The following is a 25,564-nucleotide window of genomic DNA, read 5'->3' as shown; positions in this document are numbered from 1 at the left end:
TCACCGGGCGTGGTGGGTCGTAGATGCCGTCGACGTAGGTGCTGCGGAACTTGATCGGGGCGGCGCCGGGAGCGGGTACCAGAAAGCCGATGCCCTTGTGTTCCTTGCCTGATTCGACGTGATAGGCGTCTTCGACGCCGATGATCTGCCGGGAAGCCGCCGGACTGGCCACCTTCAGCCCGATGCGATACGAGGTGTTCTTGTCGATGTCGCGGATCCGGCCGATGTCGAGGGTCTGCGAGGCGAACAGGATGTGGATCCGAAACGACCGCCCCTTGCGGGCGACGTAGTCGAACAGGTCGGCGTACTCGGGATGTTCGGCCAGCATCAGGGTGAACTCGTCGGCAACCACGAACAGCGTCGGCAGCGGCGGAAGATCGATTCCAGCAGCTTCGGCGGCAGGCCGTGCGGCCTCGTATTCGGTGACCGAGTTGAAGGCGCTGCCCTGCACGCGGCGACCGGCGTCCCGCAGCACGTTCTCCCGGCGGGCGACCTCACCGCGCAGCGTGTCGGCGAACCGGTCGGCCAATGACTTCTTCTCGGCCATGTTCGAGATAACCGCGACGACCTGCGGGAAATGCCGGAAAATATCGGCGCCGGCCTCCCCCTTGAAATCCACGTAGATGACGATGAGCCGATCCGCCGAGTGAGTGGTCAACAGCGACAGCAGGATCGACATCAACATCTGCGACTTACCCGAGCCGGTCATGCCGATCATCAAGCCGTGCGGCCCCATACCACCCTCGGCCTCGTCCTTGAGGTCGAAATACATCGGGACACCGGTGGCCGTCACGCCGATCGGCACCCGCAGCTCCCGGTCCCGTTCTCGTGGGGCCCACAGCGCGGGCACATCCAGGTCGGTGGCGTCGTCGATGCCGAGCAGTGCGGTGAACGTCGCGCCGCTCACCGCCGCGGATCGCAATCCGGTATGAGCGGGATTGGAGTCCCAGCGTGCCAGGCGGCGGGCCAGATGGGCGGCTTCGGCGGCGGTCATCCGGTCGGCGCACCCCACATACGGTTGCCAGCCGCCCGTCTCCCAGCGCTCGATCGCTCCGCCCGCGACCTTCAACACGGGCCTTTCAGGGTCGGGGTACTGCTCCCGGTGCGGTTGTGCTTCGGTCAGATGCACCACGGTGACCCCGGCCCATCCGGCCGACAACACCGACGTCGACAGATCGAAGTTCGGGACATCGACAACGATGACCAGATGGCGCATGTCGCCGCCATTCCCGCCACCGAAACCGGGACGTCCTGCGAGCGCAGGACCGAGACGCGTCAGGAGATCGTCAGGGTCCCGGCTGAGCTGGCGAGCTGGACCCAGTGCGTCCACAAATCCCGGGAGATCGACGTGCGGAAGCCATTTGAGCCACGACCAGTCTGGCGCCTCGAGATCGGGGCTGGCCAAGGCAACTCCTAGAACAGCTGGGTCGTGCCACGTCACAGCTTGCGCAAGCCAGGCCCGCACCGCTGCACGTGCGTCCCCCGTGACACCGACCAGAGTCAACCTCGCACTCACCGACAGGTCGATCCCTTTGGGCGCGCTGCGAACGGTTCGTTGGATGTCGAGCAGGCTTCGCAACGCAGTGTGCGCCACGGGTTCCAGATCGACGTCGTCGGTGGCGTCGGTGACCCGCAGCATGGTTCCTAGCGGCACGTCGTGCAGCCCGGCGCGCAACACCAGGAAGTCTCGGTCGGCCGGATCGCGTTCCCACTGCCGCCGCGTCCCCGGGATCGTTGCCAGCGCCGCGGGGTCTGGATGCGACCACTCAAGATCGGCGCGCTGATCGGCGGCCTGGGCACGGATGTTGTCGCGCACCACCGACAAGTAGCGCAGGTAGTCCGCGCGTTCGGCGTCGACCTCTTCGGTCCGTGTCTTGGTCTCGTTCCCGCGATACAGCGCCGTGGCGGCCAGCAACACGACGAAGGGAAAAAAGAGGGTCTGCGGCGAGAGGAGCCCGGCTCCGGTCGCGAACAGCGCGACAATCATGCCCACAATCAACAGGACGATCAAGATCGGCAGTGCCCGGCGCAGCAGCGATGCGGGCACTGCCCGTGGTAGCGCCGGAGGCGGCTCGATCGTGATGGCGCCCTGCCGGACCGGCGGTCCGGGGAGCCGCCGGTGAGCCTCGAAGATGAGCCTGCTCAACGCTTCTCCGTTCCCGTGAACACCAGCAATGCGGCCCCGCTCGACAACGCGGGGCCCGGCGCCAGCAAGGCCAGCACCGACCACGGGGCCGCCGTGGCGGGCATCGTCAACCCGAGCGCCGCGACGGTTGCGGCCAGCTCGTCCGAATTGGCGGCTTCGATCCCGTACCGCACGCCGGTATCGGACACCCAGAACAGAGCGCCGGCCGGTGGAGATGGCGGCTGCTGAGCGACGGTCTGGACGAAGTAACCCGTACCGATGGGCAACACCACGCGCGTAGCGGTTAGCGAGCTCTCTGCCGCGGCGAGTTCGACCGGATGCGCGCTGTCGGCGATCGGCAACACTGCGCCCGTCATGATCGTCAGTGAGCTTGACGGTGCGCCGGCGCGTTGCGACCACTGCACACAGGTGACCGGTGCGCTCATCGTGTCCGTCAAACTGATCGGCTGATCGGGATACGTCGCGGCGGCGAGCACCCGCGACACCGGCAGGTGAGCGATCTCGTCCGCGGCGAGTCGGGGTGGCTGCGCCAACCCATAGGAATTGCTGTTGCGCAACAGCGCTGCCAACACCGCCGATATCGGCTGCAGGCCGTCAGGCAAGACGGCGTAGTAGAACAATGTGTCGTCAATACCGAGCGCCGACACCACCGACCCGACAGGCACGAGCACCGACATCGGGAACAGGGGCATGGTGCCCGCTCCCGGGATGGCGGGTGCCACTAGTGGTGCGCTTTCAGGGATCGCATTGAACAGTCCCAACGCGACGGGACGTGGCGCGGGAAGCGGAACCGGCAGACCCAGTGCGTCGGTGACCGCGCGGTCGGACAGATCGATGCGGCTGCGCCGGCCGTCCCACAACAGCCAGGTCGTAGGCGCATCGGGAGATCCGCCGGCGACCAACACTGCCTTGTCTCGGGGTAAGGCGGACGCGCGCGCGCCGCCCTGAACCAGAGGGCCGCCGATCACCGTGGTCCCGGAATACATCCCGTCCAGACGGTCGCAGACCGTCCACTCGGCATCGCGGGAAGTATTTTGCACCATGCGTTCCGGTGCACCAGGGATGCCTACCACCGGCCCGCGAGGGAGGGTGTCCAGAGCGGAGCTATTCACCACTTTCGGTGTGGCTGGCCGACCGGTGATGAGCCGAGCCGAGATCAGATTGAGCACAGGGTGCAGGCGGTCGTCGACACGGACATAGAGCGCCGACGTGTCACGATCGGCCAGTATGGGGTTGCTCCCCGCCGTCCCGTTGGGACGGAGCACCGAGAAGACGAAACAACCGACCAGGCCGGTGATGACGATGAGTCCACCCATCGTCACCGCGCGCGATTGGCTGCGCAGTGGGTCCACCAGCATGCGGGTGTCATGCAGGGCAATCCCGGAAGCTATGCGACGCAGGACAAATCGCCATCCGGTGACCTGATGACGGGTGATGAAACCACGTCGGTAGCCGAGCCCGTCGGAGTTGTCGTTGGACGGGGTGCGTGAGGCGAACGCGCGGCGTTCTTGGGTGGGTCTCACGCCGGCGCCGTAAGGCCCAGACCGCGCAGCAGCGGCACGACGCAGCCGCGGACGTCGGCGGCGGTGATGGTCATGAGTTGGGTGTCGCTGAGCTCCTGCGCGCCAGGCGGATCGGTGTGATCCAGCCGGAATTCCCGTTCCTCCTCTGATCGTTCGACGACGTTTCGCACGAAGCGACCGTTACCGGCGATGTCGAGACTGCGGCGCGCGACGCCGGCGGAGTCCGGTGTCGCCGCCGCCGCCAGCCAGCCGAACAGTTCCTCGAGGTCGCCGAGCGCCTCGGGCTCGAAGACACTGTCGCGTTTGGCGGCCATCGCCGCGGCGATGTCGACCAACTCCCCGGCCGAATAAGACGGGAACTCGATGCTGCGGCTGAACCGCGACCGCAGTCCCTCGTTGGTGTCCAAGAACCGGTCGAGGTCAGCCCGGTAGCCGGCGACGATGACCACCAATCGATCCCGGTCGTTCTCCATCCGAGCGAGCAGGGTGTCGATGGCCACCAGACCGAAGTCGTTCTTGGCCCCGGTGGCGACCAGCGCGTAGGCCTCGTCGAGGAACAGCACGCCGTCCAGCGCACTGTCGATGACCGCGTTGGTCTTGGCCTCGGTCTCCCCGATGTGCTGACCGATCAGGTCGGCCCGATGCACCTCGCGGACATTCTCTTTCTTCAACAATCCCAGGCCGCAATAGATCTTGGCCACAACCCGGGCAATGGTCGTTTTACCGGTGCCCGGCGGGCCAGCGAAGACCAGGTGGTGGCTGCGTTGCGCTACCGCCAACCCGCGCTGCTCGCGGCGGATGCCCATCGCGACCGAACTTTTCAATCGCGACACCTGATTCTTCACCTCCTCCAGGCCGATGAACTCATCGAGTTCACGTTCGGCCTCCTCGAGCAGGGCCGTCTTCCGCTCACGTGAGTCGGGGTCGACGAATTCGTCCGCGCCCGGCTCGGTCTCGGGATCCCAGGGATCGGTTCGGGCCGCGATGCGGCCAGCCGTGGTCGTGGCGATACCGAACGTTGGATCCGACAGCGCCTGCTCGACCTGATCGTTGGCCGGATCGGCGACATAGAGCTCCTGTAGGACCGCGATCGCGTCGTCCTCATTCCCACACGCCCGCAACGACAGCGCCTTGACCAGCGCCCCGTCCGACGCCGCCAACCCCACCGGACCCGCAGGCGCCTCCACATACGACAGTGCCGCAGTGAACATCCCGAGTCGCGCCAACGCCACTCCGAGGGCGATCTTGACCGCGTGGGCGAACACCACGTCCAGGGCAGGGTCGTTGGCAAGTGGCGTCAGCAGCGTCACCACGTCCGCCCAGCGGCGAGCACGCGAACACAACGCTGCGTCGACCCAGCGCGCTTCACGCCACGCCGGCCTGCGGTCCCTCAACTCCGCGACGATGCCCGCCGCTCGACCACAATCACCCTCGAGAGCCAGAGCCGCGGCGTACGCGAGATGGAACTCATCGGGGTCACTGGCCCGAAACCGAAGATAGAGTCCACTGTCGTAGTCGAATCCCAAGGCGCGGGTGGCGAGTTCGGCGCGCCGCTGCAAGATCCCACTGCTCGCCGAGGTGCGCGCAACGGCCGCCAGGACCCCGATGGTGGTCTCGCCAGATGCTGCCAAACCCGCCCACGCGTCGCAATGATCGTGGGCGATCCGGGTCAGCTCGGCGAAACCCCGGCGTGCCGCCGACAGGTCGGCGGGCCTGCGCCGGTCGTGGACCGCCAACCCCAGCGCCCGGCAGCACGTCGCAAAGCGGCTGACCAGCTCGGCATCGACGCGGTCGGCCACGCTGCCGGTCACGGCTCACACAGCGGCCGCGCACAAGATCTCTGCCGGCGGTCGTCTGATTCTTCAGCCCGACAACGGTCAATCGCATCCCTCACGCCGCAGTAGTCGGCTAGGCAGTTTCACTAGTTCCCAGGGCACCCTCGACTTCCCGTCCCGGCGCCGATCGGATCCCCGCCGGCCCGGCCTTCGACGGTTCACAGCACATTGGCAGCCGCCGGGAGGAACCCACAGCGTCCCCCGGCCGACTGTTGTCAGCGGACCGACCGGACGGCGGCGGGCCAGGAGGAAAGGACATCGGAAATACTGATGATGAGAGCATCTCTGCGCGCAACGTTCATCGCAACAGCCGTGGCGGCCCTCGGCATCGCCGTCGCCGGACCGGCGTGGGCCCACGTCGAAGTATCCGGAACTGACGCCACACAGGGCGGCTACGGCGTCCTCACCTTCCGCGTGCCGAGCGAGTCGGACACCGCCGCAACCACGGACCTCCTCGTGACGCTGCCCGATGATCAACCGATCATCTCGGTCGACACGCAGCCCAAGCCGGGATGGACGGCGACGGTGACGAAGAAGAAGCTGGCGACGCCCAGCAAGGATGACGATGGAAACGAGATCACCGACTACGTCTCCACTGTCGAGTGGAAAGCCACCGGTCCTCAGGCCGGCATCCCGCCCAACCAGTTCGACATGTTCAGCATCTCCGCGGGCCCGCTGCCCAAGGAGCCGATGATCTACCTGCCTGCCGTGCAGACGTACACCGACGGCACGATCGTCCGCTGGGACGAGAAGGCGAAGATCGGCACAGCAGAACCTGAGCATCCCGCTCCCATGCTGATGCTCCCGGCCGGCAGCGGCCACGGATCCATGTCCCCCGCCTCCGCTGCCAGCCCCACCCCCGGCGGGGCGGCAGCACTGGGTTGGCCCGCCCTCACCGCTCTGGGGCTCGCCACCGTGGCTGTTCTGCTGGGCATCGTCAATCTCGCACTTGCGCGGCGCAAATCGTCGTGAGCGGCCCGCCGCTACGTCTACCCGAACCGCGACATCGGCATCGGCCCGGCGAGACGCTCGCCTTCGATGCGCCGGCGCAGGACACGACGCGCCCGCCACGACAACATCGAGCGGGTGTTGAGAACCTCGAAATGCGCCATCGACAACGCCGACGGCGAACCGTCCGAGGAACGCGCCGCCACGAGCACGGGACCGTAGAGCAGCGGGACCTCGGCGGCCGACCACCGCGACGTCGCGAGCAACAGTTGCGTCGCCAGCCGGTTGACGTCAGTGCGCCTGCGGCCGTTGGTCGTGAACCAGAACACCACGCCGTGGCGGCTGCTCATCGTCTCCCACTGCGGGCCGCCCACCACGGCGGCGATCGCATCGGGCGTCCCGGCAACCACATTGATGCCTCCGTCGGGATGCACCATGGCCGCGGCCGGACCGGTCGGCCGGAGATGGGCCGCGGCGGCTGTCGACAACACACGCTTCCTCACGTCGACCTCCGATGCGAATCCCCGTGCGTCAGTATTGCGCGCTACGCAGGTCAACTCCAGTGTCCAATGCGTGACCGGGGGCTCGGGGTGACCTAGCGACGGTCCTCGCCAAGGAACTCGTCCTGCAGCGGAGTCTCGGCGACGACCGGGTAGTCGCCGGTGTAGCCCACACGTTCGCGGGCCACCTCGAGCACCCGGCCGCGCACCCGGTACCAGCCGAGGACCAACACCGGCACGATGACCAGCAGCGCGATCAGGTTCCAGACGTTCTCGAAACACATCAGGCCGGTGACGGCGGCGAGGAAGACCAGGGTGGCGTAGCTCGTGTAGGGCGTACCCCACAGCCGGAACGCCGGGCGACTCAGAATGCCCTTCTGCGACCAGCGGTACAGCTGGATCTGGCAGATGACGATGGTGCCCCACGAGGCGATGATGCCCAGCGCCGACAGGTCCAGTGCGATGTTGAATGCCTCGGCCGGCACCACCAGATTCAGGAAGACACCCACGACGGTGAAGCATGCGGTCAGCGCGATTCCCGCGAACGGGACGCCGCGCTTGGTCATCCGCGTGGTGAACTGCGGTGCGCTGCCGTTCATCGCCATCGACCGCAGAATGCGTCCGGTCGAGTACAGCCCGGCGTTGAGGCTCGACAGTGCCGCGGTGAGCACCACGAAGTTCATGATCGTGCCCGCGGCGGGGACCCCGATCCGGGAGAAGAAGGTCACGAACGGACTCTCGCCCTGCTTGTAGGTGGTGTAGGGCAGTAGAAGTGCAAGCAGGACCAACGAGCCGACGTAGAAGATCGCGATGCGGAACACCACCGAGTTGATGGCTTTGGGCATCACCTTGTCCGGATTCTCGGTTTCGCCAGCCGCGGTGCCCACCAATTCCACAGCGGCATAAGCGAAGATGACGCCGGAGGTGATGACCACCAGGGCCAGCAGGCCGCTGGGCAGCATGCCCCTGTTGTCCGCGATCACCGACGGCCCGGTCGCCGCACCCTCGATGGTGAATCGACCGGCCAGGAACACGATGCCCACCAGCAAGAACGTCACCAGGGCGACGACCTTGATCAGTGCTGCCCAGAACTCCATCTCGCCGAACACCTTGACCGAGATCATGTTCACAGTCAGCACGATCACCAGAGCGACCAATGCGATCGTCCACTGCGGAATCGCCTTGAATGAGCCCCAGTAATGCATGTAGAGCGCGATCGCGGTGACGTCGACGATCGATGTGCACGCCCAGTTGAAGAAGTACATCCAGCCTGCGACGTAGGCAGCCTTCTCCCCCAAAAACTCTCGCGCGTACGACACGAAGGAGCCCGACGACGGCCGATGCAGGACAAGCTCACCGAGAGCCCGCAGGATGAAGAACACGAACAGCCCGCAGATGGCATAGACGATGAACAGACCGGGGCCCGCGGTGTGGAGGCGCCCTCCGGCGCCCATGAACAGCCCGGTCCCGATCGCTCCCCCGATGGCGATCATCTGCAGCTGCCGGGGCTTGAGCCCCTTGTGGTAGCCGGCCTCTTCGTGGGCCAACGCTGAATTGTCGTAGGCGGTAGGCGCTCCCATCTCCTAGAAGTAGCCAGTGCCGTAACCGCTGAAGCGTCACGGCGGTTAATCTTCTGTTACACAGGATTTGACGTGCTCGTCACTTCAGAACGCGCGTGATGAGGTGGATGAATTCCGCGCAGCTCTGGTAACGCAGCTCTGCGCGTTTGGCCATGGCCTTGGCAAGAATGGAGTCGAAAGCTGTTGGTATCCAGCGCGAGTGGTGCGAAACGCGTGGAGGACGATGGTGCAGGTGCGCGTCAAAAAGGCCCACCGCCGTGGCCGCTCGGAATGGCGTTGCGCCGGTGATTAATTCGACCGCGGTACATGCCAGTTCATACTCATCGGTCGCGGCCGACGGCTGTTCACCGGTCAGCAGCTCGGGAGCCGCATAGGGCAGCGACGCCTGGACGTGGCGCGGCCGGGCAGCTCTCGGCGGTATGGACTCGCCCGCGACGTGCGCGACCCCGAAGTCGATCAGCACCGCGCCGCCGTGGGGAAAGTCTCGGTGGACAAGGATGTTGGCCGGTTTGACATCACAGTGCACGACGCCGCGAGTATGCGCGTAGTCCAGGGCGTCGGCGATCTGGCCGAGCGCCGCCAACTTCTCGGCCAGGGTGGCGAGTCCGGTGCCGTCGCCGCCGTCGACGTACTGCATGGCCAGCCACGTCGGCCCGCGCTCCGCCATCGCGGCAATGTGCGGGTGGTGCAGTTCGGCGGCGATCTCGTACTCTCGCCGCAACTGCTCCAGCGCTTCAAGCGTGGGCGTGCCGTGCAGCACCTTCAGCGCGACCGGCGGCTCGGCGGCCCGGTGCGCCAGGTAGACCGTCCCGTTGCCGCCACGCCCCAACACCCGGTCGACGACATAGCCGCCGAACTCCTCGCCAGGGCGCAACAACACACGACAAGCCTATAGACCGGCCGCCATCTCGTAGATCCTCTTCAACTCAGCCGGACCGGTCTGCTGCGGCAGGATCACCAGTTCGGTCGCTCCGGCGTCCAGGTAGCCGCGCAGCGTCTTGGTGACCGACTCCTCGGTCCCGATCGCGGCGAGATCGACACTGGCCGAGACGCCCTCGCGCGCCAAGGTCTTCTGGTACGACGGGATGGAGTCGTAGAACGCCAGGCGGGGGGCAATCTCGGCCCGGGTCGACTCGACGTCGTCGGTAACGGCGACGCTGACCATGGCAACCACCCGTGGTGCGGACCGCTCCGCACCGATCGCCGCTCGCGTGATCGTCGGTACGACGAACCCCTCGATCGTCCGTGGTCCGGTGTTGGCAACGATTGTGCCGTCGGCCAATTCACCGGTGACCTGTAGGGCACGCGGCCCCATCGCGGCGACCAGGATGGGAAACGGCGCGGACCCGGCCAGCGCGACCGGCAGTACGTCGGGGTCGACGGCCGTCAGGTGCGCACCGTGATGATCGAGGCGGCGCCCGGTCCGGATGGTGTCGAGAATGCCGAGGTATTCCCTTAGCCGCGCCACCGTGTGTGTCCACGACAGCCCGAACACGGACTCTTCCAGAAACGCCACGCCGAGTCCGAGTCCCAGGGTGAAACTACCGTGCGTGGCCGCCTGCGCGGTCTGCACGGCGGCGGCCAGGATCAGCGGATGGCGGGGGTTGATCGGCACCACTGAGGTACCCACTCCGACTCCGGGGTTCGCCGAGCCGACCAATGCAGCCAGCGTGACGGCGTCGAAGTCCAGCTGTTGAGCCACCCAAAGCTGGCGAACCCCCGCACCGGCCGCCGCCCGGGCCTTGGCCAGGACATCGTCGACGACGTTGTCCGCGCCGCGGTCCGGCGCGAGCATGATGCCTGCGGTCATCGCGTTCGTCCTGACACCGTCGCGGCGGACTCAGAGCGCGCCAGGCCCAGTACCTGGTAGCCGGCGCCCAGGAGCTCCGGCACCACCACCGAGCCCACCCACCCCGGTGCGCCCGTCACGAATATCCGCATCTCGACCTCCATGTCAGTCGCTGTCATCTACAGCTAGCGATGATGTCAGCAACTGTCATCCCGGTAATATTCCGCCATGGCTCGCTGGGAACCGGACGCACAGGGCCGCCTACAGGAGGCGGCGCTGGCGCTGTACACCGAGCGCGGGTTCGACCAGACGACGGTCGCCGAGATCGCCGAGCGAGCCGGGCTGACCGAGCGCACCTTCTTCCGGTACTTCGCCGACAAGCGCGAGGTGCTCTTCGGCGGCCAGCGACCGTTGCTGGAGCAGTTGACGAAAGCCGTTGCCGAAGCTCCTGATTCGACCCGTCCCCTGGAAGCGGTCAGTAACGCTTTGCAACAGGCGGCGGCATTCTTCGACGGCCGCCGCGCGGGATCGCGGCTACGACAGGCGGTGATCGCCGCCAACCCCGGACTCCAGGAACGCGAGCTGATCAAGCTGGCCGCCCTCACCGGCGCACTGGCCGACGGATTGCGGCTGCGCGGGGTCGCCGACACGGCGGCCCGGCTGACCGCCGACACCGGCGGCGCGGTGTTCAAGCTGGCGTTCGACCAGTGGGTCGGCGCCGACGACGAGCGCGACCTGGCCCACTACGTGCGCGCGGCGATCACCGAACTCAAGGCGCTGACCGCGGACTGAGCGACGCGCTGGCCTGCGCGAAACAGACCCGCATCCGCTCGATCCACCAATCCCGGCGCGGCGGCGGCGCGGCGAGCGCGGCCAGCCGCGCCGGGTCCGGCGCGACCTCGCCGACAGGGAGGCTGCCGTCGACGGGCATGATCTCGGCGACGTCCTCGACGAACAGTCCGCCGGTACCCAGCCCGCAGGCGTGTTCGAGCTCCGGCAGGGCCGCGGCTGCCACGAGTCCGGCCGCGATGCCGACCGCGGAGTCCAGCGCTGAGGAGATCACCACCGGGATGTCGATCTCGGCGGCGATGTCCAGCAGCGCCGATACTCCGCCCAGCGGTGCGACCTTGAGCACCGCGATGTCGGCGGCGCCGGCTCGCACCACGGCCAGCGGGTCGGCGGCCTTTCGAATGCTCTCGTCGGCGGCGATCGCCACGTCCACCCGCCGGCGCACCTCGGCGAGTTCGGCCACGGTGCGGCACGGCTGCTCGATGTACTCCAGTGCACCGTCCAAGGTGAGTGCAGCCGCGGCCGCGACCGCCTCCTCGACCGTCCAGCCGCCGTTGGCATCCACCCGCACCGTCGGTATCGCCGCACGCACCGCGTCGACCCGGGCGACGTCGTCGGCCAGCGTCTGTCCCGGCTCGGCCACCTTCACCTTCGCGGTGCGCGCGCCGGGGAACCGGGCCAGCACCTCCGGTACCTGCACGGCCGGAACCGCAGGTACCGTCGCGTTGATCGGAATCCGCTCCCGGCGGGGCGACGGCCTTGTGCCGTAAGCCGATTCGATGGCGGATGCCAGCCAGGATGCCGCCTCGGGCGGCTCGTACTCGACGAATGCCCCGAATTCGCCCCACCCCGACGGACCGTCGATCAACGCCACCTCGCGCACCGTGATCCCCCGGAAACGCACCCGCATCGGCAGCGCGACGACGTGCAAGCGCTCCAGCAGATCGTCGATGCGGACTGTCATCAGATCGCGCGGTCGCGGTTCTCCCAATAGGGTCTACGCAGGTCCCGCTTGAGCAATTTGCCGGTGGGGTTGCGGGGCAACGCCTCCGAAATCTCGACACTGCGTGGGCACTTGTAGCGGGCCAGCCGCTCGCGACACCAGGCGATCAGTTCGCTCTCGGAAGTGGTTTGTCCCGAGGACAATTCGACAACCGCTTTGACCGACTCGCCCCACTTCTCGTCCGGGACCCCGAACACCGCGGCGTCGAGCACCGCGGGATGATCGGTGAGCACCCGCTCCACCTCGACGGAATAGATGTTCTCGCCGCCGGAGATGATCATGTCCTTGAGCCGGTCCTCGACGAACACGAAACCGTCCTCATCGACCCGGCCGATGTCACCGGTGCGGAACCAGCCGTCCTCGGTGATGGCCGCTTGGGTCGCGTCCGGCTTGTTGTGGTAGCCCTTCATCAGCTGCGGTGTACGGAACCACAATTCGCCCGGCTGTCCGGTAGGCAGCTCGGTCAGCGTGTCGGGGTCGACCACCCTGACCTCCACTTCACGGGCGGGCTGGCCGGCGCTGATCAGCCGGTCGGGGCGCGAGTCGTCGCGGTGCACCTCCGGGGAAAGCTGGGTGATCGCCCCACATACCTCGGTCAGTCCGTACACCTGGATGAAATCGGTGTCCGGCCACGCCTTCAGGGCCGATTTGAGCAGCGCGGGCGGCATCGGTGACGCACCGTAGACAAAGGTGCGCAGCGCACCGAACAGCTTGACCGCGTCATCGCCGGACTCCAGCACCTTGCCCAGCACGGCGGGCACCAGGAAAGTACGGTTGGCTCCCTGCAGGATCGCTCCCGCCAGCGACGCACCGTCGGCATCGCGGGTCATGATGGTGGGGATGCCGGCATGCAGCCCGTACTGCACATAGGACGAACCACCGACGTGGAACAGCGGCATCGCCACCAGGTTCTTGTCCCCTTGTTCGAACTCGAAGGTGCCCGCATTCAGCGTGTGCGCCAACAGGTTGCGCTGGGTGAGCGTGACCCCCTTGGGGTGGCCGGTGGTGCCCGAGGAGTACATGATCAGGCACACGTCGTCGGGCTGCACCTCGGGCCCGCGCCCGACCGGCGTGGCGGCGGCGAGCATGGCCTCGTACTCGTCGCCCTCATCGCCGTCGGGAGTCACCTCGATGACGTGTTCGAGGTGCGTGAGCCGGTCCCGGATCTTGTCGATGGCCGCCTTCATCTCGCTACCGACGATCAGCAGTTTGGCGCCGGAATCGTTGAGGACGTAGTCCATCTCCGGACCGGACAGCCGGACGTTGATGATGGCGGTGGCGGCGCCCAACGTTGCCGCGGCCAGCGTCAGCTCGACGCAGGCCGGGTGGTTCTTGTCCAGGAAGGCCACCACGTCGCCGTGGCCGACGCCGCGCTTCACCAACGCACCGGCCAGCCGGCGGACCCGATCGTCCCACTGCGCCCAGTTCCAGCTGCGGCTGAGGTAGCTGATGGCTTCCTCGTCGGGCTTGTGCTTGGCCCAATAGGCGGGCCGGTCGTCGAGATAGCGCGGTTCGGGTGGTTGCTGCATACCGGTCAGGGTGCCATGTCAGCGTGCCCGGGTACCAGGCTTCGGTCGAAGCAGGATCCAGGCGAGGACGATCGCCGCCGCGGGCACGACGGCCATGATCAGGCTCAGGTCGTGGATCGCGGCCAGCCAGCTCTGGTTGGCCTCCGAGACCACCCACCGGGCCTTGTCCGGGTCGAGTACCTCCGCACCCGCGGCCGGCCCCGGCACCCCGCCGTGCGCAACGCGCAGCGCGTCGCGCGCCTGTTCCTCGGAGATCCCGGACCCCTCGAGCTTGCGCCGACCGTCGCGCAGGAACAACGTCGTACCCACCAGAGCGAACAACGCGGGCCCCATCGAATAACTTGCCTGGCCGACAGCGGGTTTGACCGCCGAGATCACCCCACCCAGCTCTGCCGGCGCACTGGACATCATGATGGTCGACTGCGGCGTCTGTACCACCGCACCGCCGATGGAATTGAGCGTGACCGCGACGCCCAGGACCAGAATCGGTGTGCTCGCGTCGAGCACCACCAGCATCAACATCCCAGCGAGAAGGATCGCCAGCCCCGCGATTAGCACCGTGCGTTCCCCGAACCGCACCACGGCCCGGCCCGCGGCCGTGGCCGCTAGCGCGGCCAGAAGAACCGCCGGAATGAGTAGGAGCCCCAACAGTTCCGGTGACTCTCCGCGAATGGTGACCAGGTAGTAGGCGAACAGGATGGTCGCGCCGCCCTGCAGGAAGTTGAACGTCGCGCCCGCCGCCACCGCGGCGTTGAAACGTCCGGAGGAGAAAATGCGCATGTCCAAGGCGGGCGCGTCGACGCGCCTCTCCCACACCACGAACGCCACCGCCGAGCCGAGGCCGACCAGGATCTGTACCACCGCGCTGATGTGGAAGCCGCCCTGCAGTTCCGTCAGACCGAGAATGATCAGAACCAGACCCGCCGCAGCCAGCCCGATACCCACCAGGTCGAGCTTGCGTTGCCAGCGCACCGTCTCGGGTACGTAGCGCAAGGTGACGACGAGTGTGACGGCGGCCAGCACGGGTGTCACCAAGAAGCAAGCCCGCCACCCGTATTGGGTCGCCAGCCAGCTGCCGACCGCCGGCTGGAACACACTCAGCGCGTGGCCGGCGCCGAGATATGTCGCGATCGAGGCGGCCCGCCGCCCCGGCGGGAAGACCGCGTTGACGATCGCCAGTGACAGACCGAGGACGAAGGCGAAGGCGACCCCGATACCGGCGCGGGCGAACGTCAGCACAGCCACGTTAGGTGCCGCCGCTGCCAGCACCCCGAACCCGATCGAGCCGTAGGTGCCGATGACGAACATCCGCTTCATGCCATAGCGGTCGCCGAGCGCGCCGGCACCCAGGACCGCGGCGGCCAGCGTCAGAGTCGCCAGGCACGCCAGGAAACTCGCGGTGCTCGGGCTGAACTCCAGGCCGCGTCGGACTTCGGCGAGATTGGCGGACAGGATCGTCGGATCACCCGCCGTGATGCTGTATCCCAGGCCCATGGCCACCACGGTCATGGTCGCCGCCAGGCCGGTGACCTCCTGCTGCTGCGGCATTGCCAGATGCTAGCCCCGCTGGCGGCCCGAGACGGCGAAAAGCCGCTGCGCGTCGGCGAGGCAGACGCACGGCTTCTATGCGGGGAACGCCTCGACCGGAACAGGCGTCGTGACAGCGCCCGCACACAGGGCACAGGTCTCGAAAGCGCAACGCTGCTGCCATCGGCGGGTCCAGCAAGACAGCGGCGGGTATCAGCCATCGACCACCCCGTCCGCGACCGTACGGACACGGTGTTTGCCAACAGGAATACGTCGCCGCCAAGCTGTCCCGCACGGTCGCGGGGCGTGTGGTGGTCACCGCCAGCCCAAGCGTGCTCATGATCGGCGGGGAGATCGATCACGACGCGATCCGCCGGGAACGCATCAGCGTCGCCGACCTCTGGCAAGCGGTTCGTTCCTCCGGCCATGGGGATCTTCGGGGGTCGGCGCGATGGTGCTGGAATCGGACGGGTCCTTGAGCGTCATCGGCGCCGACAAGATGGGCGATGGATCCGCGTTGAACGCATCCAGATCTGGAGTCAGGTCGACGGACTCCACCGCCGGTTGAGTGCCTCGTCGACGTCACGAGCCGCGCACTCGAGTTCGCCCCGCTCGGCGGCGTCGAAGTTCTGCGCGGCGATGCCACGCCGCAGCTGAGCGCAGCGCTGCGCGATTGCCTCCCGTTGCCCGGGAAGGCGCACGACCCAGGCCACATCGCGCAACAACCCCAACAATGCGCGCATCACCTGAGGGTCTTGCGCGCCGTAGAGCTGTGGCTGGCCGCACACCAGATCGAGGAGTTCGGGGAAGTCCGGCTGGCGCAGCACCACCCGGGCCGCCTCATCGCCGTCCAGCAGAACCCGCGTTCCCAGTCGGTAACCCACCAACTCACACAGAACGGCGGTACACGAGTTCAACGCGTGAATAGCCGTGGTGGGGTCGTTGATCCCCGGCGATAGTGCTCGGACGACAACATCGACCATCTGCCGCAGCCCATATCCGATGTCCTGGGTCGCGGTCCGCTCGACGCCGGTGTGGAGTGCCGCGACAACGCAATCGCGTAACGCGTCGCGCTCCCGTTCGTTTGGCGCCTTCCCGGCGTCGGGAGTCCAGAAGAAGGCAACTGGCGCGCCGGCCACCACGTTGGCACCGACCGGCCGGTCGATCCACACCACCGCATCGGCGTCGACGGCCGCGGCGACCAGAGCGCGCTCGTCGACCTGCACCAGGAAGCCCGACGACCGCGCCGTGACGATCTCGCAGTGCGCGGGCGGCACCGGTGTCAAGCCGCTGGCCTCGTCCTCCTCGTCGAGCGGGTGTCCGATACGCCGCACCATGTCGGTGATGTCGGTCGAGACGTGGTCGAGCATCGTCTCGATCCGGATCTGACGCACGAGATGGCCGAGGAAAAGTACCAACGCCAGCACACTGGCCATCGCGAGCAGGTAGGCCACGGTGACCGAGATCCGCGGGACGAACAGACTCGACGCCTCGCTCTCATTACGCACCGTTCGCAACACCGTCAGCGCGTAGGCGAATGTCGCCAGGAACAGCGCCAGCGTGCGCTGGACGAAGGGGTCTGCGGCGAAGGTCCGTAACAGCCGCGGCGAGTACTGGCTACTGGCCAGCTGGAGCGTCACCAAGGTCAGCGAGAACGTCAAAGACGTGACGGTCATGAGTGAGGTGGCAACGGCGCCGAGTACCTCGCGCGCGGCGTCGGCGCTGCCGCCGAACAGATAACGGGCGAGCATCGGTGACATCCTGGCGTCGATCGCCGCGTCGAGTTGCGGAAGCCCGATACCGACGAGAACCGCGGTCACGACGCACAGGGCGGGCACCGGCCACAGTCGGCTGCGTATCGCGTCGACGAACACGGCATGCCGCTGCCGGATTGCGGTCACGACCTCCGGCACCCGAGATCCTTTCGCCGATGTCCGGCGGTGATTGTCCAGATTGACGCTACTTCAAACAATCGCGGCGCACTCGCGGCCGTCAGCGTCGAGATCGTTGTGCGCCGGCCCATGCCAGATCTCGGTCATGAGGACGCCCTTCCTTCAGAACTGGAACACGTTCTAATGTGGACGGCATGACCCAGGCTGTCTCCTCCACGCGCGAGCGCCCATCGGCCGACCTGCTGCGCCATCCCCTTCATTCTGGCCACCTGACCGTCGGCGCACTCAAGCGCAACAAGAACAAGCCGGTGCTGCATCTCGGTGATACCACCCTGACCGGTGGCCAGCTCGCGGAGCGCATCAGCCAGTACATCCAGGCCTTCGAGGCGCTCGGCGCGGGTACCGGCGCGACGGCCGGGCTGCTGTCGCTGAACCGCCCCGAGGTGCTGATGATCATCGGCGCCGGCCAGACGCAGGGCTACCGGCGAGTGGCACTACACCCTCTAGGCTCCCTCGACGATCACGCGTATGTGCTCAACGATGCGGGCGTGACGTCGTTGATCATCGACCCCAACCCGATGTTCGTCGAACGGGCTCAGGGCCTGCTGGAGAAGGTGCCCGGCCTCAAACAGGTGCTGACCCTCGGGCCGGTCCCCGACGCACTGAGCGACGCGGCGGTCGATCTGATCGCCGAGGCCGCGAAGTACCCACCGATGCCGTTGGTGGCGGCTGACCTGCCGCCCGACCACATCGGCGGCATGGCCTACACCGGTGGCACCACCGGCAAGCCCAAGGGTGTGCTGGGCACCGCGCAGTCGATCACCACGATGACGACCATCCAGCTCGCCGAGTGGGAATGGCCGGAGAACCCGCGATTTCTGATGTGCACCCCGCTGTCGCACGCGGGTGCGGCGTTCTTCGTGCCGACCATCATCAAGGGCGGCGAACTCGTGGTGCTCACCAAGTTCGACCCCGCCGAGGTGCTGCGGGTGATCGAGGAGCAGAAGATCACCGCGACGATGCTGGTGCCGTCGATGATCTACGCGCTGATGGACCATCCTGACTCGCACACCCGCGACCTGTCGTCGCTGGAGACGGTCTACTACGGCGCCTCGGCGATGAACCCGGTGCGCCTGGCCGAGGCGATCCGCCGCTTCGGACCGATCTTCGCCCAGTACTACGGGCAGTCCGAGGCGCCGATGGTGATCACCTACCTGTCGAAGAAGGACCACGACGAGAAGCGGCTGACCTCCTGCGGGCGGCCCACGCTGTTCGCCAAGGTCGCCCTGCTCGGCGAGGACGGCAATCCGGTACCCCAGGGCGAGGTCGGCGAGATCTGCGTCGCCGGCCCGCTGCTGTCCGGCGGCTATTGGAATCTCCCCGAAGCCACCGCCGAAACGTTCCGAGACGGCTGGATGCACACCGGCGACCTGGCCCGCGAGGACGAGGACGGCTTCTACTTCATCGTCGACCGCACCAAGGACATGATCGTCACCGGCGGCTTCAACGTCTTCCCCCGCGAGGTCGAAGACGTTGTCGCCGAACACCCCTCGGTCGCCCAGGTATGTGTCATCGGCACTCCCGACGAGAAGTGGGGCGAGGCGGTGACGGCCGTGGTGGTGCTGCGGCCCGACGCGGACACCTCCGAGGGCGCCATCGCCACCATGATCGCCGAGATTCAGGCGTCGGTGAAGGAACGCAAGGGGTCGGTGCAGGTGCCCAAGCAGGTCGTCGTCGCCGATTCGGTACCGATCACCGCGCTCGGGAAGCCCGATAAGAAGGCCGTCCGCGCGCAGTTCTGGCGGGGCGCGGGGCGTTCGGTGGGTTGAGTCCGCACGCGTCTGGGTACAGGCACCGGTGACCTCGGTCAGTTCACCGACAGGACCCACCGCCATGGACGACCGCACGCCCGCACCCGCCACCCGGTCCGAGGCGATGAGCACCTGGGCGCAGAGGATCCCGTCGACGCCTGATCGCGCTAGCGTGACGGAGTGCCGGACAACGATCTGCGCGCCACCGTCGACGCGGTCTGGCGGATGGAAGCCGCCAAGATCGTCGCCACCTTGACCCGCGCGGTCGGCGATATCGGCCTAGCCGAAGACCTGGCGAGTTCATCGCCGCTGCCGCACCGACCGCCAATGAGCGGGAACGCGAGGTGCTGCTGAAAAGGAACGCGCATCCACGGGCGGCCGCACGGTAGACAGGAGCATGTGGTTGACCTGACCCTGCGCACCGTCCGAGACGAAGACGATTACCGAACCTTCAATGCCGCGCTGTACTCGGTGTTCCTGCACGACCCGCAGGCCGACGATATTGCGCTGTCCCGCAAGTTCACCGACCCGGACCGGATGTTCGGGTTCCGCGACGGAACCCGCTGGGCGTCCACCGCCGCCGCGGACTGCTGACCCGGACGATGCGCCGTCAGCTCGACGGCATCCGAGACCGCGGCACCGAGGCGCTGGCCATGCTCTTCGCCTCGGAGACCGAGATCTACGGCCGGTTCGGTTACGGATCGGCCAGCCAGAACGTCGTGCTGTCCGGGCAGGTGCGCGATCTGGGCTTCCGTCCGGAGGTGGACCTGGGCGGCGGTACGGTCTGCGAGACCGATGCCGCGACCCTGCTGGCTGTCGGCCCGGCGATCTACCGGCCGAAATCCGATTGGTCGGCGACCGGGCCGAACGGCGCGCTGCACATCGACGAGGTGCGTGCCACCAATCCGCGCGCCTACGCCCGCATATGGCGTTTTCTGCTGGAGATCGACCTGGTTCGCAGCATCCGGTTCGACGGTGCCGCGATCGACGAGCCGCTGCGGTACCTGATCGCCGATCAGCGGGCACTGCAATGCGCGGTCGTGGACGGCATCTTCGTCCGGCTGGTCGAGGTGGACCGGGCCTCGCGTTGCGCCGCTACGGCGCACCCGTCGATATCGTGGTGGACGTGCGCGACGAATTCTGCCCATGGAACACCGGCGGCTTCCGGCTGCGCGGTGATCTCGATGGCGCCGAATGCGAGCGGACCAGCGCACCCGCCGACCTCACGATCTCCGCGCGCGATCTCGGCGCGGGGTACCTGGGCGGGACCAGCGTGGCGCAGATGGTGGCGGCGGGGCTGGTTCATGAACACACCCCGGGATCGGCACACCGGGCCGCGGCCGCGTTCGGCTGGCCTGTCGCTCCCGCGATCCCTGACCACTTCTAGCAAGGATGGCAGTTTGATACGCGCCGTGCTCTTCGACTTCTCCGGCACCCTGTTCCGCCTTGAAGAGGACGACAGCTGGTTTCACGGCATCACCGTCGACGAGAAGGCGGTCGACGGGCACGTGCAGGCCGAATTGATGCGCCGGGTGACCGCGCCCACCGGCAGCTCGGTGCCGATGTCGGAAGAGCAGCAGCACAATTGGGCCAACCGCGATCTGGAACCGCACTTGCACCGCGAGGCGTATCTGCATGTGCTGCGGGAGTCGGGTCTCACCGGTGACGATGCCGCGGCGCTGTATCCCAAGCTGGTTGACCCGGCGTCCTGGACGCCGTACCCGGACACGGCCGCCGCGTTGAACGGGCTGCGCGGTGCCGGGGTCAAGACCGCGGTGGTGTCGAATATCGCCTTCGATCTGCGTCCGGCACTGGCCGCCGCCGGTACCGCGGCCGACGAGTACGTGCTGTCCTTCGAAGTCGGTGCGGTCAAGCCGAATCCGGCGATCTTCGAAACCGCGCTGGCGCGATTGGGTATCGAGCCCGCCGATGCGCTGATGGTCGGTGACAGCGAGGAGGCCGACGGCGGCGCCCGCGCCGTCGGTTGCGCCTTCGCGCTGGTCGATCCGCTGCCCACCGCGCAGCGATGCGACGGTCTGATCGCGGCGCTGCGGGCACACGGTATCGAGGTTTAGACGGCCGTCCAGGTGTGTGTCTGGCTGCGCGACACCACCGCACCGTCGTGGATCACGATGCGGTCGGCAGGCGCGTTGGCGATCACATCGGTGACACCGGTGCCCCGCACGGCCAACAGTTCGGCGCGGGCTCCCAGCCGCGGGCCCGCCGGCGGGAGTCCGAGGACGGCCCGCGCGTCATCGGTGACCAACGCGAGGGCGCTATCGGGGTCGACGTGCCCCGCGACGACCGCCAGCATCGCCGTCTCCAGTGCGTCGCTGCGGCCGAGCGGGTTGAAGGGATCGCGGACATTGTCGGCGCCGGCGGCCACCGGCACACCGGCGGCGCGCAGCCGCGCGATCGGCGCGATCCCCCGCGGGGTCGCGGGCGCGATATCGCGGGCATGGATGGACAGGTTTGTCAGCGGGTTCGCCACCACCCCGAGCCGCGCCGAAACAACCTGCGGCAGCAGGGCATCGAGTTCGGCCGAGGTCATCATCGACAGCCGGGTGCAGTGGCTGGCGGTGCGGTTGCGATCGGTGGGCCAGTACCGCACCCGTGCGGCGTACCCCGGCAGGGTGTGGTGCTCGCCGACCAAGAACTCGTCGGTGTGCAGATCCGCGCCGACCCCGCGGTCCTCGGCAACACCGAGCAGGCGATCCAGCTCGGCCAGCGGTTCCGGTGCGCTGTGCGGCGAACCGCCCACCAGGTCGGCGCCGGCATCCAATGCACCGTAGAGCAATTCGACATCCGAGTAGGCCTTGATCAGGGCGACGATCTGGATGTCCATCACCCCGCGCAGCTCGCGGCGGACCGCGTCGACAGCCCGGATGCCGCGCAGCGGGTCATCGCCGTAGAGCACGTCGACGTGGGTACGCACTGCCGTGGTCCCGTTGCGCAACAACGACAACGCCGCCGTCCGGGCACGCCGGCGGAACGACTCCTCGTCGAACCGCAGCGAACCCTCCTTCCAGGTGGCGATGGCGTGGTGCAGGTCGCCGGGCTCGGGTCGCAGTTCGTCCCAGGACAGCGCCTTGTCCAGGTGGGCATGCGGCTCGGCGGGCGCGGTGAACAGCACGAAGCCATCCAGATCGAGCACGGACTCACCGTCGGGCTCGGCGCCGGAGGCCGGACGTACCGAGGTCACCACCGTGTGTTCACCGTCACGGCCCAACGCCACGTCCACCACGGAACCGTCTGCCAGCGTCGCATTGGTCAGTGCCGACAGTCGTTGTCCTGCAGGATGTATCGTCACCCTCTGCGCGTCCGCACGTAGAGTCCGGACACATGGGCGCAGGCCGCGGAGCGAGCCCCCTCGGCGTCACCGGCCTCGATGGCCGCCACGATGCGTTCGTGCTCACCCACCGCGAGCCGGCGGTTCAGTTCCGCGGTCCACATGTCGGACCGGTAGAGGTGGGATTGCCCGTCGAGGCGCGCCAGTGCATCGCTGAGCGGCCGGTTGCGCGCGGTGTCGCGGATGAGCGTGTGGAACTCGAGGTCGAGTTTCGCGTCGCGGAACCGGTCCGGGGACTCGTCGAGCATCTCGGTCTGCACCTGAACCATCTTGCGCAGTTGCTCGACAGTGGCCCGACTGGCGTTGAGGGTGGCGTTCTGCGCGGCCAATCCGTCAAGCACCTCTCGGACCTCGAAGACGGACTTGACCGCTTCCTCATCCAGCAGGGTCACCCGGGCGCCGGCGTTGCGGGTGTGGGTGGCCAGCCCCTCGTAGATCAACTGTTGAACGGCCTCGCGTACCGGCGTGCGGCTGACGTTGAGGCGGGCCGCCAATGCGGGCACACTCAGCGGGCTGCCGGGTGGCAACTCGCCGCTGAAGATCAACTCCTGCAAGGAGTTGTGCACCGACTCGGTGAGCAGCGCACCGTCCGAACTGGTCATCGAGGCGCCCTCCTATTCGGCCGCGGCGGACACCCGCGCGGCTTCCCGCAGCGCTATCGGTGGTGCGGCACCGGTGCGCAGTCCGGCGACCTTCATCGCGATGTTCTCCGCGACCGTGATCGGTTCGTAGCCGATCTCACCGTCGGCCACGGTGCCCGGCAGCGGTGCCAGCACCGCGTCGTGATTGCCGTCGAAGAAGAAGGCCGCCGACCGCCTGCGCTGGATGCGGCCGTCGACCACCGGCGGATCGACCCGGTGCACGGTGGACAGCCAGCGGTCGTTGGTCCACCTGGCCATGGCGTCGCCGAGGTTGATCAGCAGGGCGCCGTCGGCGGGTTGCACATCGTGCCAGGTGCCGGTGCGGTCCAGCACCTGCAGGCCGGGAACCTGATCGGCCCACAGGATGGTCAGGATGCCGAAATCGGTGTGCGCACCCATGCCCTGCAGGTCGCCGGTGAAGCGCTCGTCGCCTTCGGGGAGGGCGAAGTTGTTCATCTTCAGCACCTCGATGGAGTGGTCGATCATCGAGTCGAAGTAGTGCCGGGGCAACGCCAGCGCGTCGGTCACGGTGCTCATCAGTGTTCGCGCCAGCACCTGTACCTGGCCGAAATAGTGCTGCACCCGCGGCTGAAAGCCCGGAGCGGCATCCGGCCAGTTGTTCGGCGCGTAACTGGTCTCGGGCAGATTCAGCCCGGGAAAGGACGTGACCTCGGTGCCGACGGTGAAGGCCTCGTAGTAATCGTTCATCTGATTGGCCGAAATGCCCAGGCTCATGCTCAGCGATTCGCTCTTGGGCGGCGAGTAGCCGCGATTGGTCGACGGATCGCGCCGGTAATCCTGCTTGACCGCCAATGGCAGCCCGAAGAATTCGTCCAGCGCCGCGGTCAGCCCCGCGATGGCCTCCAGGTCGATTCCATGCCCGACGATCTGGATGAAGCCGACCTCACGACAGGCGGCGTCGAAGGCGGCGGCCACGGCCGCGCACCCCGGGTCGGAGGCGGCGGTCCCGCCCGCCACGTACGGGCTGACGTCCAGGACCGGAACGACGAAACTGCTCATGACTGACTCCCTGACTCGTGCCAACGTCCCACGGAGACCCGCGAGATCGCGCCCATCACTGCGAACACCAGCACGCCGAACACCGACGCCAGCACGATCGCGGCGACCAAATCCTCCGACTGCAGCCGTGCGCGATACACGTCGAGCAGCGTGCCGATGCCGGGTTGACCCTTCGCGAAGAACATGTCGCCGATGATCGCGCCGACCACCACAAGTCCGGCTCCGGTGCGCATTCCAGCCATGATCGCCGGAAGAGCCGCCGGCAGTTCGAGTTTGACCATCCGGTCCCACCGGGAGGCTCCCGATACGGTGAACAATTCGTGCATACCGCGGTCCACCGACCGGATGCCGAAGTGGGTGTTGGTGATGATGGGGAACACCGCGATCAGCGTGCAGACCAGGGTTCGAGCAGCCATGCCGTATCCCATCCACAGCCCGATCAGCGGCACGATGGCCAGAATCGGGATGACCTGGATGACCACCGCATACGGGTAGATGATCTTCTCCAGCCACTTCGCCTGGCACATCAGCACTCCGGTGCCGACGCCTGCGATGGCGGCCACCGCAAAACCGACGAGCGTGACCTCCGCGGTGACCGCCAATGCATCCAGCATCGGCTTGAGCCGGGTCCAGTCCATCAGCGAGTTGCGCAAGACGTCGATGGGTGGCGGCAGCAGGAACCGGCGGTGGGGTTCGAGGACCAGGTAACTGACCGCAGACCACAACGCCAGACCGAACCCCAGGGACAGCAGCGGGAAAAGCACTGCACCGCTGATCTTCCTGCCCCGCCGGGCTCTCGCCGCCGGTGCGGACGCGCCGGCGGTGTCCCGTCGGGCCAGTAATCTGCCCGGTGCTTCCAGTGCGGTCCCGAGAACGGTCATGCCACCCTCCCGTGCAGAAGTGCCGAGATCTCGGCGGTGTAGTCGATGAACCGCGACTCGAAACGCAGTTCCGGGGAACGGGGATAGTCGAAGCCGATGTCGACGATTCCGGCGATACGTCCCGGCCGCGGTGTCATCACCACGACTCGGCCGGCCAAATACACCGCCTCCGACACCGAGTGCGTGACGAACATTGCGGTGAACCCCCGCTCGGCGTACAGACGCTGCAGTTCCACCTGCATCTCCAGTCGCGTCATCTCATCGAGCGCGCCGAACGGTTCGTCGAGCAGCAGCACCTCGGGTGACAGTGTCAGCGCACGGGCCATCGACACCCGCATCTTCATGCCACCGGACAGTGACTTGGGCAGTTGATCGGCGAAGGCTTCCAACCCGACCGCCGAAATAGATTCCACCGCCCGCCTTTTCGTCTCGGTGCGACCGGCCTTGCTGAGCTCCGCGCAGAGCTCGACATTCGCCCGGACGCTGCGCCACGGCAACAGGGTGGGCTCCTGGAAGATGAAGCCCACCGACGACGTGCCCAGCCGCACCGATCCCGACGTGGGCTGTTCAAGATGCGCCGCCATCCGCAGCAGCGTCGACTTGCCGCACCCGGACGGCCCGACCACGGCGACAAACTCGCCGGGCCGAATCGACAGATCGATACCGTCGAGCGCAACGGTGCCGGTGTCGAACCGTTTGGTGATGTCGCTGAACTCGATCTGTGCGCCGGCGAGGGCTATCCCGCCGGGATCACGAAGGGTCCGGTCCGGTTCCACGAGAACTCCCAAGATTGGCGTTACA

The 25,564-nt window shown here is 67.3% G+C and carries 24 protein-coding genes and 1 pseudogene; 8 read left to right on the top strand and 17 right to left on the bottom strand.

From position 1 onward, the window contains the following. The 3 genes from eccCa to eccA all read right to left on the bottom strand — a co-directional run. The coding region (gene eccCa, locus ACXDF8_RS21280; protein ID WP_457225255.1) for a type VII secretion protein EccCa at positions 1-2,146 on the bottom strand (2,146 nt) is incomplete at its 3' end. Beyond that, complete coding sequence (gene eccB / locus ACXDF8_RS21275; protein ID WP_457225254.1) at positions 2,143-3,669, bottom strand: type VII secretion protein EccB; 1,527 nt, start codon at positions 3,667-3,669, stop codon at positions 2,143-2,145. The genes eccCa and eccB, both read right to left, overlap by 4 nt. Then, positions 3,666-5,480, bottom strand: coding sequence for a type VII secretion AAA-ATPase EccA (gene eccA, locus ACXDF8_RS21270; protein ID WP_457225253.1), 1,815 nt, complete (start codon positions 5,478-5,480; stop codon positions 3,666-3,668). The genes eccB and eccA overlap by 4 nt, the downstream gene beginning before the upstream one ends. A gap of 294 nt (positions 5,481-5,774) precedes the next feature. Here eccA and ACXDF8_RS21265 point away from each other — a divergent pair, with 294 nt between their 5' ends. Then, positions 5,775-6,476, top strand: coding sequence for a YcnI family copper-binding membrane protein (locus ACXDF8_RS21265; protein ID WP_457225252.1), 702 nt, complete (start codon positions 5,775-5,777; stop codon positions 6,474-6,476). Between the two features lie 17 nt (positions 6,477-6,493). On the opposite strand, the gene ACXDF8_RS21260 is transcribed toward ACXDF8_RS21265, so the two are convergent. From ACXDF8_RS21260 to ACXDF8_RS21240, 5 genes are all read right to left on the bottom strand, one after another. After that, positions 6,494-6,955: a hypothetical protein gene (locus ACXDF8_RS21260; RefSeq protein ID WP_457225251.1), complete on the bottom strand. Its 462-nt coding sequence runs from the start codon at positions 6,953-6,955 to the stop codon at positions 6,494-6,496. Between the two features lie 92 nt (positions 6,956-7,047). Then, the gene (locus ACXDF8_RS21255; RefSeq protein WP_457225250.1) at positions 7,048-8,532 is read right to left on the bottom strand and encodes an amino acid permease; all 1,485 of its coding nucleotides are present in this window, start codon (positions 8,530-8,532) and stop codon (positions 7,048-7,050) included. A gap of 79 nt (positions 8,533-8,611) precedes the next feature. Then, the gene (locus tag ACXDF8_RS21250; protein WP_457225249.1) at positions 8,612-9,412 is read right to left on the bottom strand and encodes a serine/threonine-protein kinase; all 801 of its coding nucleotides are present in this window, start codon (positions 9,410-9,412) and stop codon (positions 8,612-8,614) included. Positions 9,413-9,421: 9 nt separating this feature from the next. Beyond that, positions 9,422-10,342, bottom strand: coding sequence for a TIGR03564 family F420-dependent LLM class oxidoreductase (locus ACXDF8_RS21245; protein ID WP_457225248.1), 921 nt, complete (start codon positions 10,340-10,342; stop codon positions 9,422-9,424). After that, positions 10,339-10,500 carry an NAD-dependent epimerase/dehydratase family protein gene (locus ACXDF8_RS21240; RefSeq protein ID WP_457225247.1) on the bottom strand — a complete coding sequence of 54 codons (162 nt, stop codon included), beginning with the start codon at positions 10,498-10,500 and terminating at the stop codon, positions 10,339-10,341. Before ACXDF8_RS21240 ends, ACXDF8_RS21245 begins: the two co-directional genes overlap by 4 nt. Positions 10,501-10,549: 49 nt before the next feature. On the opposite strand from ACXDF8_RS21240, the gene ACXDF8_RS21235 reads away from it, so the two are divergent. Beyond that, positions 10,550-11,113, top strand: coding sequence for a TetR family transcriptional regulator (locus ACXDF8_RS21235; protein WP_457225246.1), 564 nt, complete (start codon positions 10,550-10,552; stop codon positions 11,111-11,113). On the opposite strand, the gene ACXDF8_RS21230 is transcribed toward ACXDF8_RS21235, so the two are convergent. The 4 genes from ACXDF8_RS21230 to ACXDF8_RS21215 form a co-directional block, all read right to left on the bottom strand. Next, complete coding sequence (locus tag ACXDF8_RS21230) at positions 11,091-12,074, bottom strand: o-succinylbenzoate synthase (protein ID WP_457225245.1); 984 nt, start codon at positions 12,072-12,074, stop codon at positions 11,091-11,093. The genes ACXDF8_RS21235 and ACXDF8_RS21230 overlap by 23 nt on opposite strands. Continuing rightward, a complete protein-coding gene (locus tag ACXDF8_RS21225; RefSeq protein WP_457225244.1) occupies positions 12,074-13,642 on the bottom strand; it encodes a long-chain-fatty-acid--CoA ligase in 1,569 nt (522 codons plus the stop codon). The genes ACXDF8_RS21230 and ACXDF8_RS21225 overlap by 1 nt, the downstream gene beginning before the upstream one ends. Before the next feature lie 18 nt (positions 13,643-13,660). Further along, a complete protein-coding gene (locus ACXDF8_RS21220; RefSeq protein WP_457225243.1) occupies positions 13,661-15,190 on the bottom strand; it encodes an MFS transporter in 1,530 nt (509 codons plus the stop codon). A gap of 518 nt (positions 15,191-15,708) precedes the next feature. Continuing rightward, positions 15,709-17,082: a DUF2254 domain-containing protein gene (locus ACXDF8_RS21215; RefSeq protein WP_457225242.1), complete on the bottom strand. Its 1,374-nt coding sequence runs from the start codon at positions 17,080-17,082 to the stop codon at positions 15,709-15,711. Between the two features lie 173 nt (positions 17,083-17,255). On the opposite strand from ACXDF8_RS21215, the gene fadD8 reads away from it, so the two are divergent. The 6 genes and pseudogenes from fadD8 (at position 17,256) to ACXDF8_RS21185 (ending at position 20,947) form a co-directional block, all read left to right on the top strand. Continuing rightward, a complete protein-coding gene (gene fadD8, locus ACXDF8_RS21210) occupies positions 17,256-18,890 on the top strand; it encodes a fatty-acid--CoA ligase FadD8 (protein ID WP_457225241.1) in 1,635 nt (544 codons plus the stop codon). Between the two features lie 162 nt (positions 18,891-19,052). Beyond that, complete coding sequence (locus ACXDF8_RS21205) at positions 19,053-19,226, top strand: hypothetical protein (RefSeq protein ID WP_457225270.1); 174 nt, start codon at positions 19,053-19,055, stop codon at positions 19,224-19,226. A gap of 45 nt (positions 19,227-19,271) precedes the next feature. After that, entirely contained in the window at positions 19,272-19,466 is a 195-nt protein-coding gene (locus ACXDF8_RS21200; RefSeq protein ID WP_457225240.1) for a hypothetical protein, read from the top strand. 8 nt (positions 19,467-19,474) lie between these two features. Further along, positions 19,475-19,873, top strand: a pseudogene (locus tag ACXDF8_RS21195) (GNAT family N-acetyltransferase); the annotation flags it as partial. Then, the gene (locus ACXDF8_RS21190) at positions 19,798-20,259 is read left to right on the top strand and encodes a sterol carrier protein domain-containing protein (RefSeq protein WP_457225269.1); all 462 of its coding nucleotides are present in this window, start codon (positions 19,798-19,800) and stop codon (positions 20,257-20,259) included. The pseudogene ACXDF8_RS21195 and the gene ACXDF8_RS21190, both read left to right, overlap by 76 nt. A gap of 13 nt (positions 20,260-20,272) precedes the next feature. Beyond that, positions 20,273-20,947 (top strand): HAD family hydrolase, encoded by a 675-nt coding sequence (locus ACXDF8_RS21185; protein WP_457225268.1) that lies wholly within the window; start codon positions 20,273-20,275, stop codon positions 20,945-20,947. Here ACXDF8_RS21185 and ACXDF8_RS21180 read toward each other — a convergent pair. The 5 genes from ACXDF8_RS21180 to ACXDF8_RS21160 are packed head-to-tail and all read right to left on the bottom strand — an operon-like array spanning position 20,944 to position 25,503. Continuing rightward, positions 20,944-22,182: an amidohydrolase family protein gene (locus ACXDF8_RS21180; RefSeq protein WP_457225239.1), complete on the bottom strand. Its 1,239-nt coding sequence runs from the start codon at positions 22,180-22,182 to the stop codon at positions 20,944-20,946. The two genes, ACXDF8_RS21185 and ACXDF8_RS21180, sit on opposite strands and share 4 nt — an antisense overlap. Next, positions 22,179-22,823, bottom strand: a complete 645-nt coding sequence (locus ACXDF8_RS21175; protein WP_457225238.1) for a GntR family transcriptional regulator — start codon at positions 22,821-22,823, stop codon at positions 22,179-22,181. The genes ACXDF8_RS21180 and ACXDF8_RS21175 overlap by 4 nt, the downstream gene beginning before the upstream one ends. A 12-nt stretch (positions 22,824-22,835) precedes the next feature. Further along, positions 22,836-23,882: an isopenicillin N synthase family dioxygenase gene (locus ACXDF8_RS21170; RefSeq protein WP_457225237.1), complete on the bottom strand. Its 1,047-nt coding sequence runs from the start codon at positions 23,880-23,882 to the stop codon at positions 22,836-22,838. After that, a complete protein-coding gene (locus ACXDF8_RS21165; RefSeq protein ID WP_457225236.1) occupies positions 23,879-24,763 on the bottom strand; it encodes an ABC transporter permease in 885 nt (294 codons plus the stop codon). The genes ACXDF8_RS21170 and ACXDF8_RS21165 overlap by 4 nt, the downstream gene beginning before the upstream one ends. After that, a complete protein-coding gene (locus ACXDF8_RS21160; RefSeq protein WP_457225267.1) occupies positions 24,760-25,503 on the bottom strand; it encodes an ABC transporter ATP-binding protein in 744 nt (247 codons plus the stop codon). Before ACXDF8_RS21160 ends, ACXDF8_RS21165 begins: the two co-directional genes overlap by 4 nt. Between the last annotated feature and the right edge of the window lie 61 nt (positions 25,504-25,564).

This window comes from Mycolicibacterium sp. CBM1 (genome assembly GCF_054073305.1).
This window is presented reverse-complemented; position numbering and strand designations above follow the sequence as displayed.

Bases quoted from the DNA above. Each gene is read 5' to 3' on its own strand.
- ACXDF8_RS21255 (WP_457225250.1), bottom strand. From the start codon at position 8,532: ATGGGAGCGCCTACCGCCTACGACAATTCAGCGTTGGCCCACGAAGAG.
- ACXDF8_RS21190 (WP_457225269.1), top strand. From the start codon at position 19,798: ATGGCGTTTTCTGCTGGAGATCGACCTGGTTCGCAGCATCCGGTTCGA.
- ACXDF8_RS21230 (WP_457225245.1), bottom strand. From the start codon at position 12,074: ATGACAGTCCGCATCGACGATCTGCTGGAGCGCTTGCACGTCGTCGCG.
- fadD8 (WP_457225241.1), top strand. From the start codon at position 17,256: ATGACCCAGGCTGTCTCCTCCACGCGCGAGCGCCCATCGGCCGACCTG.
- ACXDF8_RS21235 (WP_457225246.1), top strand. From the start codon at position 10,550: ATGGCTCGCTGGGAACCGGACGCACAGGGCCGCCTACAGGAGGCGGCG.
- ACXDF8_RS21220 (WP_457225243.1), bottom strand. From the start codon at position 15,190: ATGCCGCAGCAGCAGGAGGTCACCGGCCTGGCGGCGACCATGACCGTG.
- ACXDF8_RS21225 (WP_457225244.1), bottom strand. From the start codon at position 13,642: ATGCAGCAACCACCCGAACCGCGCTATCTCGACGACCGGCCCGCCTAT.
- ACXDF8_RS21170 (WP_457225237.1), bottom strand. From the start codon at position 23,882: ATGAGCAGTTTCGTCGTTCCGGTCCTGGACGTCAGCCCGTACGTGGCG.
- ACXDF8_RS21165 (WP_457225236.1), bottom strand. From the start codon at position 24,763: ATGACCGTTCTCGGGACCGCACTGGAAGCACCGGGCAGATTACTGGCC.
- ACXDF8_RS21265 (WP_457225252.1), top strand. From the start codon at position 5,775: ATGATGAGAGCATCTCTGCGCGCAACGTTCATCGCAACAGCCGTGGCG.
- ACXDF8_RS21245 (WP_457225248.1), bottom strand. From the start codon at position 10,342: ATGACCGCAGGCATCATGCTCGCGCCGGACCGCGGCGCGGACAACGTC.
- ACXDF8_RS21240 (WP_457225247.1), bottom strand. From the start codon at position 10,500: ATGACAGCGACTGACATGGAGGTCGAGATGCGGATATTCGTGACGGGC.
- ACXDF8_RS21175 (WP_457225238.1), bottom strand. From the start codon at position 22,823: ATGACCAGTTCGGACGGTGCGCTGCTCACCGAGTCGGTGCACAACTCC.